The 14,567-nt window shown below is 25.0% G+C and carries 15 protein-coding genes and 1 tRNA gene; 8 read left to right on the top strand and 8 right to left on the bottom strand.

Translation table 11 applies throughout. The annotated features are described in order from the left end of the window. Window positions 1-12 precede the first annotated feature (12 nt). From purU to tgt, 7 genes are all read right to left on the bottom strand, one after another. Window positions 13-837 carry a formyltetrahydrofolate deformylase gene (gene purU / locus DU473_RS00195; RefSeq protein WP_131186343.1) on the bottom strand — a complete coding sequence of 275 codons (825 nt, stop codon included), beginning with the start codon at window positions 835-837 and terminating at the stop codon, window positions 13-15. Further along, window positions 837-1,946, bottom strand: a complete 1,110-nt coding sequence (locus DU473_RS00190) for a tRNA nucleotidyltransferase/poly(A) polymerase family protein (RefSeq protein ID WP_131186342.1) — start codon at window positions 1,944-1,946, stop codon at window positions 837-839. Before DU473_RS00190 ends, purU begins: the two co-directional genes overlap by 1 nt. Then, window positions 1,915-2,454, bottom strand: coding sequence for a CiaD-like domain-containing protein (locus tag DU473_RS00185; RefSeq protein WP_131166056.1), 540 nt, complete (start codon window positions 2,452-2,454; stop codon window positions 1,915-1,917). Before DU473_RS00185 ends, DU473_RS00190 begins: the two co-directional genes overlap by 32 nt. Next, window positions 2,451-2,699 (bottom strand): hypothetical protein, encoded by a 249-nt coding sequence (locus DU473_RS00180; RefSeq protein WP_131163278.1) that lies wholly within the window; start codon window positions 2,697-2,699, stop codon window positions 2,451-2,453. The genes DU473_RS00185 and DU473_RS00180 overlap by 4 nt, the downstream gene beginning before the upstream one ends. 74 nt (window positions 2,700-2,773) lie before the next feature. After that, window positions 2,774-2,850: transfer RNA gene (locus DU473_RS00175), tRNA-Arg, on the bottom strand. Window positions 2,851-2,899: 49 nt separating this feature from the next. Further along, entirely contained in the window at window positions 2,900-3,655 is a 756-nt protein-coding gene (locus DU473_RS00170; RefSeq protein ID WP_131186341.1) for a CorA family divalent cation transporter, read from the bottom strand. Continuing rightward, window positions 3,649-4,776: a tRNA guanosine(34) transglycosylase Tgt gene (gene tgt / locus DU473_RS00165; protein ID WP_131186340.1), complete on the bottom strand. Its 1,128-nt coding sequence runs from the start codon at window positions 4,774-4,776 to the stop codon at window positions 3,649-3,651. Before tgt ends, DU473_RS00170 begins: the two co-directional genes overlap by 7 nt. 31 nt (window positions 4,777-4,807) lie before the next feature. Between tgt and DU473_RS00160 the strand changes: the two genes are divergently transcribed. The 5 genes from DU473_RS00160 to DU473_RS00140 are packed head-to-tail and all read left to right on the top strand — an operon-like array spanning window position 4,808 to window position 11,665. Continuing rightward, a complete protein-coding gene (locus DU473_RS00160) occupies window positions 4,808-6,217 on the top strand; it encodes a COG3400 family protein (RefSeq protein ID WP_131163275.1) in 1,410 nt (469 codons plus the stop codon). Between the two features lie 3 nt (window positions 6,218-6,220). Beyond that, window positions 6,221-7,270 carry a 3-dehydroquinate synthase gene (aroB, locus tag DU473_RS00155; RefSeq protein WP_131163274.1) on the top strand — a complete coding sequence of 350 codons (1,050 nt, stop codon included), beginning with the start codon at window positions 6,221-6,223 and terminating at the stop codon, window positions 7,268-7,270. Next, window positions 7,267-8,811 carry a mechanosensitive ion channel domain-containing protein gene (locus tag DU473_RS00150; RefSeq protein ID WP_131163273.1) on the top strand — a complete coding sequence of 515 codons (1,545 nt, stop codon included), beginning with the start codon at window positions 7,267-7,269 and terminating at the stop codon, window positions 8,809-8,811. Before aroB ends, DU473_RS00150 begins: the two co-directional genes overlap by 4 nt. Next, window positions 8,808-10,061, top strand: a complete 1,254-nt coding sequence (gene mtaB / locus DU473_RS00145) for a tRNA (N(6)-L-threonylcarbamoyladenosine(37)-C(2))-methylthiotransferase MtaB (protein ID WP_131186339.1) — start codon at window positions 8,808-8,810, stop codon at window positions 10,059-10,061. Before DU473_RS00150 ends, mtaB begins: the two co-directional genes overlap by 4 nt. Before the next feature lie 2 nt (window positions 10,062-10,063). After that, window positions 10,064-11,665 carry an AAA family ATPase gene (locus DU473_RS00140; protein WP_131186338.1) on the top strand — a complete coding sequence of 534 codons (1,602 nt, stop codon included), beginning with the start codon at window positions 10,064-10,066 and terminating at the stop codon, window positions 11,663-11,665. Here DU473_RS00140 and DU473_RS00135 read toward each other — a convergent pair. Continuing rightward, window positions 11,662-12,078, bottom strand: coding sequence for a PepSY-like domain-containing protein (locus DU473_RS00135; RefSeq protein WP_131163270.1), 417 nt, complete (start codon window positions 12,076-12,078; stop codon window positions 11,662-11,664). The genes DU473_RS00140 and DU473_RS00135 overlap by 4 nt on opposite strands. An 80-nt stretch (window positions 12,079-12,158) precedes the next feature. Here DU473_RS00135 and DU473_RS00130 point away from each other — a divergent pair, with 80 nt between their 5' ends. Genes DU473_RS00130 through DU473_RS00120 form a run of 3 tightly spaced genes read left to right on the top strand, consistent with a single transcriptional unit; the run spans window position 12,159 to window position 14,564 of the window. Further along, window positions 12,159-12,674: a rhomboid family intramembrane serine protease gene (locus DU473_RS00130; protein ID WP_131186337.1), complete on the top strand. Its 516-nt coding sequence runs from the start codon at window positions 12,159-12,161 to the stop codon at window positions 12,672-12,674. Window positions 12,675-12,703: 29 nt separating this feature from the next. Further along, on the top strand, window positions 12,704-13,375 hold the full coding sequence (dccR, locus tag DU473_RS00125; RefSeq protein ID WP_131163268.1) for a two-component system response regulator DccR: 672 nt from the start codon (window positions 12,704-12,706) through the stop codon (window positions 13,373-13,375). Next, on the top strand, window positions 13,362-14,564 hold the full coding sequence (locus DU473_RS00120) for a sensor histidine kinase (RefSeq protein WP_131186336.1): 1,203 nt from the start codon (window positions 13,362-13,364) through the stop codon (window positions 14,562-14,564). The genes dccR and DU473_RS00120 overlap by 14 nt, the downstream gene beginning before the upstream one ends. Window positions 14,565-14,567 lie beyond the last annotated feature (3 nt).

The following is a 14,567-nucleotide window of genomic DNA, read 5'->3' as shown; positions in this document are numbered from 1 at the left end:
GAATTTCAAGCTTTAAAATACAATAGTTTTATTTTTATAAATAAAAACTTTATCTTCAAAAACTAAATCAAGAGCTTTGGATAATACATTTTTTTCTATTACTCTACCTATTTTTTGCATTTCTTTCCAAGTATATTCGTGATTGATTGGTAAAACATCTTGAGTGATGATAGGACCCTCATCTAGGCAATCATTTACAAAATGAGCCGTAGCTCCTATAATTTTAACCCCTCTTTCATAGGCTTGTTTATAAGGATTTGCTCCGATAAACGCAGGTAAAAAAGAATGGTGGATATTAATGATTTTTTCCTCATAACATTTAACAAAATGAGGTGATAAAATTCTCATATATTTTGCTAAAACCAAATAATCAAAATCATAATTTTTTAAACAAGATAAAACTTCCTTTTCTTGCTCATCTTTATTTTTATCGGTTGTAGAAAATGTATGATAAGGAATATCAAATTTTTCCACTAATGGTTTAAGAATATTATAATTTGAAATTACAGCTTTAATATTTGCTTCAAGTTCATTACTAAAATGTCTTATAAGCAAATCACCCAAACAATGACTTTCTTTTGTTACAAAAACAATAATATTCTTTTTTCTTTTTTCATAAAGCTCGATAGAAGAATCATAAGGCATTATAAATTTTAAACCATCAACTAATTTTTCTTTGTTAAATTCTCCCTCTAAAAGACCTCTAAAAAAGAACATTTCTTCATTTACAAACTCATCATTTTTAATAATATTAATATTATTTTCAAAAAGAATTTGAGAAATTTTATAAACTAAACCTTTTTGATCCTTTGTGCTAATTTTTAAAATATATTTCATTATTCAATCCTTTGCAAATATTTTAAAAGCTCTTTTTCTTTTTCTTTTTGTATTAATCTTCCTAAATCTTTACCACTTAAATTGCCTTTAGAAAATTTATCTATATCAATATTAATTATAATTTTTTTATCATACACTTGTAATTTTTTTGCCTTTGCTATTCTTTCTTTATCCCAAAGACCAAGCCAAGAATTTAAAGGCCTTTTTAATGCAATTTTTAAAAGTTCAAAATTATTTATTTTATTTTCAAAATATTCTTCTTTGGCTTTTAATAATAATTCTTTTTTTAATTTACTTTTTTTAAAAAAAGTATTAAAATCTATCTTAAAATAATTTAAATAAAGATATAAAAATAAAGCCTCATCTTTTATAAATTCTCTAGCACTTCTAAGTAATTTTTCGAATTTATTATCACTAAAACTATGATAAAAAATTTTTTCTTCTAAATTTAAATCTTGTATATATTTATAACCTAATGCTAAATTCTCTGCTTTAAAAAATTTATAAAGTTCTGCATTGATACGCTCTAAGTTAAGATCACTTATGTCCATATCTTTCATTAATTCTAAACTTTCTTTAGCGATAAGAAAATTAAATCTTGCAGCAAAAACAATAGCTCTTAAAATTCTTAAACTATCTTCTTTAAAACTTTTAGGATCTATATGTCTTATAATTTTGTTTTTAAGATCATTATATCCACCATAAAAATCTAAAAATTCACCATTAAAGATATTAATCATTAAAGCATTAAAAGTGAAATCTCTTCTTTTTGCCCCGTCTTTTTCCACTTGACAAATACTAACTTTAAATCCTCTATGTCCTTTAGACACTTTATTTTCATATCTTGCCAAAGCAAAATCATAATTTTTATATTTATAAACAAAAAAATTCTTACCAAAACCATTGGCTCCTAGTTCTTGCATAATTGCATCAAACTGAGAACAAGTAAGATCATAAAGCTCTATATCATAATCATTCAATGGAAGATTTAATAATAAATTTCTTACACTTCCGCCTACTAAATATGCTCTTTTTGTATAAGGCTTTAAAAAATTCGCTATAAATTTAATATCAGGATTATTTTTTAAGTTTATCTTCAATTTTTGCAAGCAAAAACTCTAAAAAATTTATTGTTAATGTTAATTTTTGTTCTATTTTATCTTTTTTTACACTATTTAAGCCTTCAAATAAAACCAAAATTCTCTCTCGTAAATTTTTTAAGAAAATATCGTCTTGATAAGTTAAATTTTCCTTTTTTTCCAATACATCTTCTTTTTTTTCTTCAATGTAATCATAAATTTCACTAGTTTGCAATTTATTTTTTAAAGAATTATCATTTTCTTGCTCTTTATCTTCTTGTAAGAGCTCTTGACTCTTAAATTCTTTAATTTGATTTTCCAAGATATCGTTTTTAATTTCATCATTTTGATCTTGTATAGAAATTTCCTCGACACTAGGCAATTCTTCTTTAAGCTCTCTAGCATGAGTCTCATGCAACCTATTTTGATAATTTATTTCTTTTTGTTGTTCTTCTAAAATATTTTGCTGTCTTTCTTTTTCTTTAATTTCTATACTGATTTCATTAATTGTTTTTTTAGCTAGATCTTCAATATTCATATTCTTATCAACCACCTTTTAAATTCATTAATTTCTTCATCACTTTGCATCATAATAAAAAAATCAAGCATTTGAGTATTTAAATCCGCGTGTTTTGATCTTAATCCACTAAGTCTTCGTATAGCATCAATAGCATTTTGATTTTCTGGATCATTTTTTAATATATTTTTATAGATTTCTAAAGCCTCATTTTTAAGACCCTGTGCTTCATAAATAGAAGCTTCTGTAATAGTATTTTTTTTCATGAATTATTCTTTAGTTGTTATTTTTATTTAGATATTTTAGCAAAAAGAGTTATTACAATCAAGAAGTTTAAATATGGCGCGCTCGAGAGGATTCGAACCTCTGGCCTTTTGAACCGCAATCAAATGCTCTATCCAGCTGAGCTACGAACGCAAAATAAAAATGAAAATTATATATAAAAAATCTTAAAAATAGCAAAAATTTATTTCTTTTTTAAATAATCATCAAATTCAAACTCTTTAACTTTTTTGCTTTTATAATATAACAAACCAAAAATTAAAATGCAACAGATACTAAAAAATATATATAAAGTTCCATAAGGATTATTTTCTAAAAAAAGATTTTTTGTGTTCATTCCAAAAAAACCTACTATAAGATTTAAAGGAAGAAATATCACAGAAAGCACGCTTAAAAGATAAATATTTTTATTCATTGTTTCATTTTTAATAGAGCTTGATAAAATATAAAGTGCATCAAGGCGTGAAAGATTATCTTTGATACTATTTATAAGAATATCGATATTTAATAACAATAATTTTAAAATCTTTTTTAAAAAAATATAATCATTTAAAAGCATTTTTAAAGAATCTTTTAAAAGTATTAAAAATTTTAAATTTTTATTAATTTTTTGCTTCAAAACGAATGATTTTTTTAAAAAATTTTTAATAGAATTTCCTTTTAAAATCATATTTTCTTTATACTCAATTATATTTTGAAATTGAGTATTTTGTTTTTTTATATTCTCAAGAATTTCCTTAAACAAAAAAGTAAAATCTTCTATTTTAAAGGGTATAAATTCCTCATTATTATCCAAAAAAAGAATAGTCTTATCCTCAAATGAAAAAACTTTTAATTTTTGATCAAAATGTAAAATAAAAATTTTTTGCTCTCCAAAATCTGTATAAAGCGTTTCTAAATTTTTGTTTTGCAAAATCTTTTTTAAATTTTCATTTAACATCGCACATCTCTTAAAGAATAAAATTCCTTCTTAAATTTAGAAAAAGAATTTGAAAGAATCGCTTTTTGTATATCCTTAACAAGTGTTAAGTAATAATGCAAATTATGCAAACTCGCCAAACGAAAAAAAGTTAATTCTTTTGATTTGAAAAGATGATTTAAATATCCTCTTGAATAATTTTTACAAGTATAACAAGAGCATTTTTCATCAATAGGAGTATGATCATTAATAAACTCCATTTTTTTAATATTAAATTTTCCAAAAGTAGTGAAAAAAGTTCCATTTCTTGCATTTCTTGTTGGCATTACACAATCAAACATATCTACACCTCTTTCAATATTTTCAACCAAATCTTCAGGAGTTCCTACCCCCATTAAATACCTTGGACGATTTTCATCCATAAAAGGCGTAAGATTTTCAACTGTTTCATACATAAGCTTATTTTCCTCGCCTACGCTTAAGCCTCCTATTGCCAAACCATCAAATTCCATTTCATTTAAAGCTAAAGCACAACGTTTTCTTTCTTCATAATTGGTCCCGCCCTGCACTATGCCAAAAATATTTTGGTGAATTCCTATCCCATTTTTTTGTTGTAATTTGTGATAATTTATGGACTCTTTTGCCCATTTTATTGTTCTATCTACTGAGAGTTGTATTCTTTTAAGATTAGCTGGTAAAGCCACTAAATCATCTAATATCATCATAATATCTGAATTAAAATCATATTGAGTATCAAGCACGCTTTTTGGGGTAAAAAAATGTCTACTTCCATCAATATGGCTTTTAAATTCTATACCCTCTTCGCAATGTTTTGAATTTTTACTTAAGGAAAATGCTTGAAATCCTCCACTATCCGTTAAAAAACTTTTATTAAATCCACTAAAATAATGCAATCCTCCAAAATTTTTAATCACTTTGCTTGTAGGACGCAAATACAGATGATAAGTATTTGCTAAGATAATTTTAGCATCGAGTAAATCCAAAAGATCTTTAGCATCAAGGCTTTTTACAGCTCCAAGTGTCCCAACTGGCATAAAAATAGGAGTTAAAAAAGAACTATGGGCGGTTTTAATCTCGCAAACCCTTGCATTTTGATCTTTATGTTTTAATTTAAATTCCATTTGCTATAATTTCCTTTTTTGGAGTAACATAATGAATCATATTTTAATAATTATTGATGGTATTTTAGCAAAGCATTTCTTAGAAAGGCTTTGTTTTGAAAAGGGATTAAACTTTTTTTTCACCATTGTTTATCAAAATGATATAAATATTGATTTATATACAAATAACGAATATTTAGAATTTCACAAATTTGATCCTACTAGCACGGCTAGACTTGAGCTTATCATGACAAAAGATTATAAACAAGCTTTAATTTATATGGACAATGAATTTGACACTAAAAAAACCTATGAAAGCTTAAGATCTTTAAATTCTCATTTAGAAATTAATATTATGGATTTTTGGGGACTTGTTATCAATGATGTCCAATGCAAAGTTGTTGATGCAAGAAGTGCTTTAAGTAGAAGATTTTTAGATTTTTTACCCGATGTTGCTCTTACGGCTCAATATATAGGATTTGGGCTTGGAGAAATTATGGAAGTTAAAATTCCAGTAGGATCCATTTTTGCTTATAGACATATAGGTTTTATCCAACAAAAAAGATGGCGTATTGTTTTAGTTTATAGAAATTCAAAAATATATTTTGTAAAACCAAGTTTTATACTTTATCCAAACGATAGCATTCTAATAGTAGGAGATCCTGTAGTTCTTCAAAGCGTTTTTCATAATATACGAGGGAATTTAGGTCAATTTCCAGCGCCTTTTGGAAATAATATTTATTGTATCATTGATATGAAAAATATGAGTGAATTAACCCAAGAACGACTTATAAATACTCTTATTACCTTTAGCCAAAAAACAAATAGTCGTAAATTTTTTTTAAGAATTATTAACCCTACTCTTAATAATATCTACAGTAAAATCAAGAAATTAATAGACGAATCAAATAAAAATGAAGAAATATTCTTTGATTATAAAAACACAGATTTTAAAAACCTTAATTCCTTTTTAGAAAATAACGATATTGGAATGTTTATTACTGATTGCAAATACTTTGAAAAAGAAAAAAAGAAATTTTTTGAATTAAAAATTCCTATCTTAAAAATCGGAGATACAGATTTTAATAACCTAAAAGAATGTGTTATTTTAAGCTCTGATGAAAATGAATTAGAAAACCAAGCTAATGTTATAGTAGATTTAAGCAAATTACTTAACTTTAATGTAAGTTTTTATCATTATAACCCTATACAAGAAAATACAAATTCTATGGAAGAATATTTTCAAAGTCTTTCAAAGCTTTATGATAAAAATATTTTAATTATTAGTAAAAAAGATGAAAACCCAATTTTAAGTTTGCAGTATAGAAATGATTTATTGCAATTTATTAGTTTTGAACCCGAGTTGTTAAAAAATAGCTTATCAAGAAATTTAAGCACAAATTTTAATAAACACTACAAAAAGATGAGTAGAAATTATCAGCTTTTTATTCCTATAAGTTAAAAAATGCAAATAGATATCAAATTAAAACAAAATTCATATAAAGTTTTTATCAATGAATTAGAAAAACTAAATTTTGATACCAAAGTTGTTTTGCTAAGCAATGCTAGAATTTTAAATCTTCATCTTAAAACTTTAAAAAATAAAATAAAATGCAAAGAGCTTTTTATTATCAGCATAGAAGAAGGAGAAGAATACAAAAATTTACAAACTGTAGAAAAAATTTTAAATCAAATGTTTGCTCATCACATTGATAGAAAAAGTATTTTGATAAGCTTTGGCGGAGGAGTTATCTCTGATATTGGAGGATTTGTTGCAAGCATTTATCAAAGAGGGATTAGTTTTATTAATATCCCAACCACTCTTTTGGCTTGTGTTGATGCTTCAGTTGGAGGTAAAACAGGCGTTAATAATCAATTTGGAAAAAATCTCATAGGTAGTTTTTATCAACCAAAAGCTGTTTATTGTCAAAGTGAATTTCTAAAAACCCTAAATGATAAAGAATTAAGTTCTGCTATGGCAGAAGTCATAAAAATGGCCTTAAGTTTTGATATTCGTTTTTTTAAATTTATCCAAAATATCGATAAAAAGCTTTTTTTATCCAGAGATGATGAACTACTTTCAAATATTATTCAAAAAAGCGTAGAAATTAAAGCCAAAATTGTTTCAAAAGATGAAAAAGAAAATCATTTAAGAATGATACTTAATTATGGACACACCTTCGCCCATGTAATAGAAAATCAAACTTTTTATAAAAAATACTTACATGCAGAAGCCGTAAGTATAGGGATTCATATGGCAAATATCTTAGCATATCATTTAAATCTTTTACAAAAAACACAAATTCAAGAAATAAATCAAACCTTGCAAAAATTTGATTTGCCTATATTCTATAAAATACCTAATATAAACGCTTTTTATCAAAACTTTTTTCTTGATAAAAAAACCAAACAAGAAAAAATAAATTTTATTTTATTAAAAAAAATTGGAAAAGCTATTATTAAAGATGATATAGATAAAAATACTATTTTAAAAAGTTTAGAAAGTTTTACGTGAAAAAGATATTTTATTTATTAATTTTAATTCATTCTTTAATTTATGCTCAAAACATTACAATTGATTCTATTAACCATCAAATTAAAGAACTTGACTCTTTAATCAATAAAAATGTTTGGAATATTCATTATGAAAATTTTAACAAATATCAAGAAATTAACAATGAGCTGATAATTTTAGATTCTTTATTAAAAAAAGATAATTTAAAATCAGAACAAAAAGAAGAAATTAAAAAAAAGATTCTTTCGCTTAAAGAACAACTTAATCTTTTAAAAGATTATAAAGATTTTAATTTTGCTAAAATCTTGCTTGTTCCTCAAAATATAGAAATATTACCAAAACTTACAAATCCTTTAGCAATTATTAATGCATTTTCTCACATTAAAAAATTAAAAAACGAAAAAGAAGAATATATCTTTAAATTTAATAATTTTAAGAATTTAATCAATACCATAAAAGAAAAAAATACAGATTTAAAAGAGCTTGTAAAAATTAATAACAGCAAAGAAAATATAAATGAACTAGAAAAATCTAATAAAAAGTTAGAAGAATTTGAACAAGCTTTACAATTTGTTTCTGTTTCATTTTTGGTCTATGAGAAAAAAATTGATGAAGAAATTTTTCGCGTTCAATCCGAAATCAAAGAACAAAGCTTAAAAGCTTTAAATCTTGTTATTGCCATTGTTATAGTAATCATCATATCATTTTTGCTTAAAATGATTGTAAAAAAATACATCAAAGATAATGAACGCTATTATACAGCCACTAAAATCATCAATGTCGTCAATGTTAATATTATATTATTTATTTTACTTTTTGTTTATATAGAAAATATTTCTTATTTAATTACTATTTTAGGTTTTGCTTCTGCTGGATTAGCCATTGCAATGAAAGATATGTTTATGTCTATGCTTGGTTGGTGTGTGATTATATTTGGCGGAAGTTTTCGTGTAGGTGATCGTATAAAAGTAAAATATAACAATGAAATTTATGTTGGAGATATTATAGATATTTCTCTTTTAAAAATTACTCTTTATGAAGATATCACCCTTGTAACTTATACAGATAATAGACGCGCTGGGCGAATTATCTTTATACCTAATAACTATGTTTTTACAGAGCTTATATCAAACTATACACATCATGGTATGAAAACAGTTTTTGATGGTATTGATATTACTCTTAGTTTTGATTCTAATCTTGAAAAAGCTCAAAAAATTGTTGAAGAAATTGTTACTAGATATTCTAAACCTTATACAAATTTAGCTAAAAAAACTTTGATAAAACTTCAAAATGAATACAGTATCAAAAATCCTCAAGCAGGACCTAAATTTTTTACTTTTTTCGAAAATTATGGTATGAGAATTTCTGCATGGTATATGACAAATTCTTATGCAGCTTTAACTCTTAGAAGCACATTGTGCAAAGAAATTATTAAAGAATTTAATAAGCACCAAGATATAAAATTTGCTTATCCAACTCAAAATATTTACTTTCCTATTAAAGAAGATATTTTAAAACATTCTAAGGAGAATTTTTGAAAGAAAAAGTTTTTATTAAAACATTTGGTTGTCGCACCAATATTTACGATAGTGAACTTTTAAAAAAATATATTAAAGATTATGAAATTACACATAAAGAAGATGAAGCTGGGATTATTATTATAAATTCTTGCACTGTTACTAATGGGGCTGATAGTGGAGTTAAAAACTATATTTATAATCTACAAAGAAAAGGGATAAAAATTATTTTAACAGGATGCGGGGCTTTTAGTAAAGGTAAAGAGCTTTTTGATAAAAAACAAATTTTTGGAGTTTTAGGAACATCTGAAAAAAGCAAAATTAATGATTTATTAAATACTAAAAAAAATTTTTACGAGATAGGAAATTTAAATTTTATAGACAAAGATATAGTAAATCAATACGAACATCACACAAAAGCTTTTATAAAAATCCAAGAAGGGTGCGACTTTAATTGTAGCTATTGTATTATTCCAAGTGTTAGAGGAAAATCAAGAAGTATTAAAGAAGATGTTTTACTAGAACAAGCTAAAATTTTGGCTCAAAATGGCTATAATGAACTTGTGCTAACAGGAACCAATATAGGAAGTTATGGCTTAAAAGATCACACAAGCCTTGGAAAACTCTTGCAAAAACTAGGAAAAATACAAGGAATCAAACGCATTAGATTAGGTAGTTTAGAACCAGCTCAACTTGATGAGAGTTTTTTTGAAATCTTAGATGAAAATTTTATCGAAAGGCATTTACATATAGCCTTACAACACACAAGCGAAACTATGCTTAAAATTATGAGGCGTAGATCTCATACAAAAAACGATCTTGCTTTATTCCAAAAACTTGCCTCTAAAGGTTTTGCCCTAGGCACTGATTTTATAGTGGGTCATCCTGGAGAAAGTGAACAAATTTGGCAAGAAGCATTGCAAAATTTTAAAGAATTTAATCTTACTCATATCCATGCTTTTATCTTTAGCCCAAGAAACAATACTCATTCAGCAACTTTAAAAAATACCATAAATGGTCAAATTGCGAAAGAAAGATTAAATATTTTAAAAAGTATAGTTAAAGAAAATAATTATAATTTTAGAAAAAATCATCAAAATACAAAACTTGAAATTTTAGTAGAAAATAAAAAAGACGATATTTTTGAAGGCTATGATCAATTTTTTAATAAAATAAAAATTCACTCTCTAAAAGATATTTCAAAAGAATGGTTAAGTATTGAAAAATATAATATTAAAGAAGAGTATAATGAAGTTGTTTTAAAGGCGTGATTATGAAAAATAAAAAAATTATTTTTATCTCTTTGGTTGTTTTATGTTTGCTATTTACTATTTTATACTTTAAGAATAATATCAAATTTATAGATAAAGAACTTTATCAAAGCTTTCTTGAACAAAATTTAATACAAAAAGCTGTTATTGATGAGGACGAAATTTTTTTGAAAGTTAAAGGTGAAAATTATGCCATTGTAAAAGATGGCGTGGATATAAAAGAACTTTTAAGCAAAGTTCCAATAGAAGTTAAAAAAGAAAACTATTTTTTACTTATTTTAATTCTAATCTTAATTTTTAGTCTTTTATTTTTCATATTGATATCCAACAGAAAAAAACAAAATTTTAAAATACAAAATCATCAAGAACAAAATAGAAATTTAAATACCAATTCCTGGGATAATCTTAATATAAAACCTGTTATTTCAAATATAAATTTTAACGATGTAGCAGGCGTTAGTGAAGTAAAAACAGAACTAAGTGAGTTAGTTGATTTTTTAAAAAATCCTAAAAAATATAAAGAATTTGGAGTTAAAATGCCTAAAGGAGTCTTAATGGTAGGCCCTCCAGGCGTTGGAAAAACTCTCATTGCAAAGGCTGTGGCTGGAGAAGCTGGAGTGCCATTTTTTTATCAAAGTGGCTCTAGTTTTGTTGAAATTTATGTAGGAATGGGTGCAAAACGTGTTAGAGAGCTTTTTTCTAGGGCCAAAATGATGGCCCCAAGTATTATATTTATCGATGAAATCGATGCCGTAGGAAAAGCAAGAGGAGAAATGTCTAATGTGGAAAGAGATAGCACATTAAATCAACTTTTAACTCAAATGGATGGTTTTGAAGATAATAGCGGTGTAATTGTAATAGGTGCAACAAATAAAATAGAACTCATGGATAGTGCCCTTTTAAGATCAGGGCGCTTTGATAGAAGAATTTTTTTATCTCTACCTGATTTCAATGATAGACTTAAAATTTTAGAAATTTACATGAAAGATAAAAAAAATCAAGTAAATTTACAAAAAATTGCTAAGGCGAGCGTAGGATTTAGTGGAGCTGGGCTTGAAACTTTAGTCAATGAAGCTGCAATTAATGCACTAAGAAGAAATTCAAACCAAATTAGCGAGAGTGATTTTTTTGCTGTGCTAAATAAAGTTCTTTTAGGTAAAAAGAAAATTTTAAGTTTTAATGAAAAAGAAAAGAAAATTCAAGCTACTTATCAAGCTGCAAAAGCACTAAGTGCTTATTATTTTGATATCGAATTTGAAAAAATCACCCTTATTGAAGATAGATTTAAAGAATATGAAAATAGCATTAAATCAAAATCAGAACTTTTTAATAAAATAAAAGTTTATCTAGCAGGCTCATGTGCAATGGAGCTTATTTACAATGAAAACTATACAAATTCTCAAAATGATCTTTTAAAAATTAAAGAGATTCTTGATCTTATGGTAAGTTTTGATATGATAGAAGATAAATCTTTACAAAAACAAAAAGAGGAAATGTATGAGTTTTTAACTCCCATGAAAAATAATATTATAAAACTCTCATCCATTTTGCTTGAAAAAGAAAAACTAGAATACGATGATATTAAGAAAATCATGATGATTTAATCATCGAATTCTTTAAACAAAATTGTTCCATTAAAATCAATTAAAACCTTTATATTATTAACAAGTTTAATTTTATAATAATTAATTTTTTTCTCTATCTCTCGTGCTTTTGTATCTTTAAACTCATTTTTTATAATATTAGCTATATTGGCGGGTAAAATGTCTAAATCTATAGGAATAATTTTAGCTTCTATTTCCTTCCAAGAACCATCTTTAGAAAATTCAAGCTCTGTTCCATCGCTTAAATAAACTTCATAAGAATTTTTATCTTGTTGAACTATACCTACTGGAGCCTTGAAATATTTCTTTATAAATTCCTTTGAATTCTGAGGCAAAGAATCAAAAGAAATAATCATATCAGCTGATAAATAATTAAATAAAATTAGTGATATAATGATATTTTTAATTTTCAAAATTCAAATCCCAAATTTAAAATTTCAAAAAGTATAATTTTTATTTGTGAATTTTTTGTGAATTTAAATAAGGAGTTTTTTTGTTTGTATTTATTTTAATATTTATAAATATTTTATTTTTTCTCTTAATTCCTTATTCTAGTTATGATCTTTTTGGATTAAATATTTTATTTTTTAAAAAAGATTTTTATTGGCAAATTCTTAGTTCTATGTTTTTACATGCTAATTTAACGCATTTAATCTTAAATATGATTGTTTTGTTTCAATTTGGACTTATATTAGAGAGAAAAATAAAATCTTTGAATTTTGTATTATTATATCTTTTAGGGGGTATAATAAGCTCTATTTTAAGTCTTTTTTATATTTATTTTACATATATTTATTTTAATCAAACAATCAATCTTGTGGGTGCAAGTAGTGCAATTTGTGTATTGATGGGTTTTTATGCTTTTTTAGATAAACATAGCACAAAAGGACTTATTATAGCTCTTTTACTTATGAGTTTCGTTCCTTTATTGATGGGCGTTAATATAGCTTGGTATGGGCATATTTTTGGTTTTATTTGTGGATATATGTTTGCAAAAATAAAAAAATAATTTTAAGATATCAAATAAAGAGAAAAAAAATGGAAACAAAAATTTTACTTTTAGAAGATGATTTATCTTTAAGCGAGATTATAAAAGAATTTTTAGAAGATGAAGGCTACAAAGTAAGTTTATGCGATAATGCTGATGAAGCTTTAAATTTAGCATATGAAAATAATTTTGATCTTTGGATTTTAGATGTAAAAATACCTTTAGGAGATGGCTTTTCTCTTCTTAAAGAATTAAGAAATTCTGGGAAAAAAACTCCTGCTATTTTTATGACTTCTTTAAATACACTAGCTGACTTAAAACAAGGTTATGACGCAGGATGTGATGATTATATACGCAAACCCTTTGAACTTGCTGAACTTGGTATTCGTATAGAAGCATTACTTAAAAGAGCTTTTTATCACAAAAAAGAAGATTTTGAAGAATTAGGAAATGGTTTTAAATTTGCACTTAAATCACAAATTTTATATCAAAATGAAAAACCTTTGTCTTTGCCTAATAAAGAAATAAAACTTCTAGCTCTTTTACTAAAAAATAAAAATCATTTTATAAAAGCCGAAACTATTTTTGAAGAAATTTGGGGATATGACGAAGAGCCAAGTGAACTAAGTCTTAGAGTATATATTAAAAATTTAAGAAAACTTTTAGGAAAAGAAAAGATTATAAATCATAGAGGTAGAGGCTATAGTTATGTTGGAGTCTAAATCAAATAAAAAAGTAATCTATCAAATTTTATTTATTTATCTTACAACTACAGGAATTTTTTTAACATTTTTTTTTACACTTTGGTATCAAAAACTTTATGAAGAACTAATAATCTTACAAGGAAGTAATCTTAAAGAAATCCATAGAAACATTATTATAAATATTATAAATTCTAAATTTACCCCCATTGATCAAAGCTCTAAAAATATAGCTGATTCATCAAAGCTTAAATTTGCTATTTTTGATAAAAATAAAATCTTTTTTGACAACTTAGATTTTAATCTATCAAAAGCCAAAAGCGAATTCAAAGGAAGAGGAATTGAAAATGGAAAAGTATTTTATCAATCAAAAATGAATTCAAATAATTACTATTTAAGCGATGAAAATAATGAAATCAATAATGAAGAAAATGCTCTTAAGATAATCATTCAAGGAAAAGATATAAGCAAAGAATTGTTATGGATTAGAATTAAAGTGCTAATTTATGCTATTTTTGCTTTTTTACTCCTTGGTATTATTGCTTATTTCCTAGTAAAAACAGCCTTAAAACCATTGGATGAAAAAATAAAATTTTTAAATCGTTTTATTAAAGATTCTACTCACGAAATTAATACTCCATTGAGTGTTATTTTAATGAGTATAGAACAGCTTCAAAAACAAAATATGGAAAATAAGAAGTTTGAACGCATTAAACTTGCAGCTAAAACTTTAAACCAAGTATATTCTGATTTAGTTTATTATAACTTTGAAAATACTCTTACTAAAGAAAAAGAAAAGCTTGATTTAACAAAACTTATTTATGAACGTTTAGAGTATTTCAAACCTTTTTTAGAACAAAAAAAAATTATACTTACAAGTAAACTAGAAAAAAGTTTTATTTTTGTTAATAAGGGTCAATTTACAAAGCTTTTTGATAACCTTTTAAGCAATGCTATAAAATATAATAAAAAAAATGGAAAGATTGATATTTGTCTTAAAGAAAATTTTTTAAGTATCAATGATAGTGGCTTTGGTATAGCTAAAGAAAATTTAAATAGCATCTTTAATCGCTATACAAGATTCAATCAAGACCAAGGTGGTTTTGGCATAGGTCTTTCCTTGGTAAAAAAAATTTGCAAAGAAAACAATATAACAATTACTTGCACTTCAAATGAAAACATAGGAAGTACTTTTATTTTAAAATGGTAAGAA

This window comes from Campylobacter novaezeelandiae, assembly GCF_004323845.1.
Classification (GTDB): Bacteria; Campylobacterota; Campylobacteria; order Campylobacterales; family Campylobacteraceae; genus Campylobacter_D; species Campylobacter_D novaezeelandiae.
The sequence above is the reverse complement of the archived record's forward strand: the minus strand, read 5'-3'. Positions and strand labels throughout refer to the sequence as shown.

What these genes read in the sequence shown, in the direction of transcription:
- aroB (WP_131163274.1), top strand. Translation starts at nt 6,221, where the DNA reads ATGCAAATAGATATCAAATTAAAACAAAATTCATATAAAGTTTTTATC.
- DU473_RS00120 (WP_131186336.1), top strand. Translation starts at nt 13,362, where the DNA reads ATGTTGGAGTCTAAATCAAATAAAAAAGTAATCTATCAAATTTTATTT.
- DU473_RS00170 (WP_131186341.1), bottom strand. Translation starts at nt 3,655, where the DNA reads ATGTTAAATGAAAATTTAAAAAAGATTTTGCAAAACAAAAATTTAGAA.
- DU473_RS00160 (WP_131163275.1), top strand. Translation starts at nt 4,808, where the DNA reads ATGAATCATATTTTAATAATTATTGATGGTATTTTAGCAAAGCATTTC.
- DU473_RS00140 (WP_131186338.1), top strand. Translation starts at nt 10,064, where the DNA reads ATGAAAAATAAAAAAATTATTTTTATCTCTTTGGTTGTTTTATGTTTG.
- tgt (WP_131186340.1), bottom strand. Translation starts at nt 4,776, where the DNA reads ATGGAATTTAAATTAAAACATAAAGATCAAAATGCAAGGGTTTGCGAG.
- purU (WP_131186343.1), bottom strand. Translation starts at nt 837, where the DNA reads ATGAAATATATTTTAAAAATTAGCACAAAGGATCAAAAAGGTTTAGTT.
- DU473_RS00180 (WP_131163278.1), bottom strand. Translation starts at nt 2,699, where the DNA reads ATGAAAAAAAATACTATTACAGAAGCTTCTATTTATGAAGCACAGGGT.
- dccR (WP_131163268.1), top strand. Translation starts at nt 12,704, where the DNA reads ATGGAAACAAAAATTTTACTTTTAGAAGATGATTTATCTTTAAGCGAG.
- DU473_RS00185 (WP_131166056.1), bottom strand. Translation starts at nt 2,454, where the DNA reads ATGAATATTGAAGATCTAGCTAAAAAAACAATTAATGAAATCAGTATA.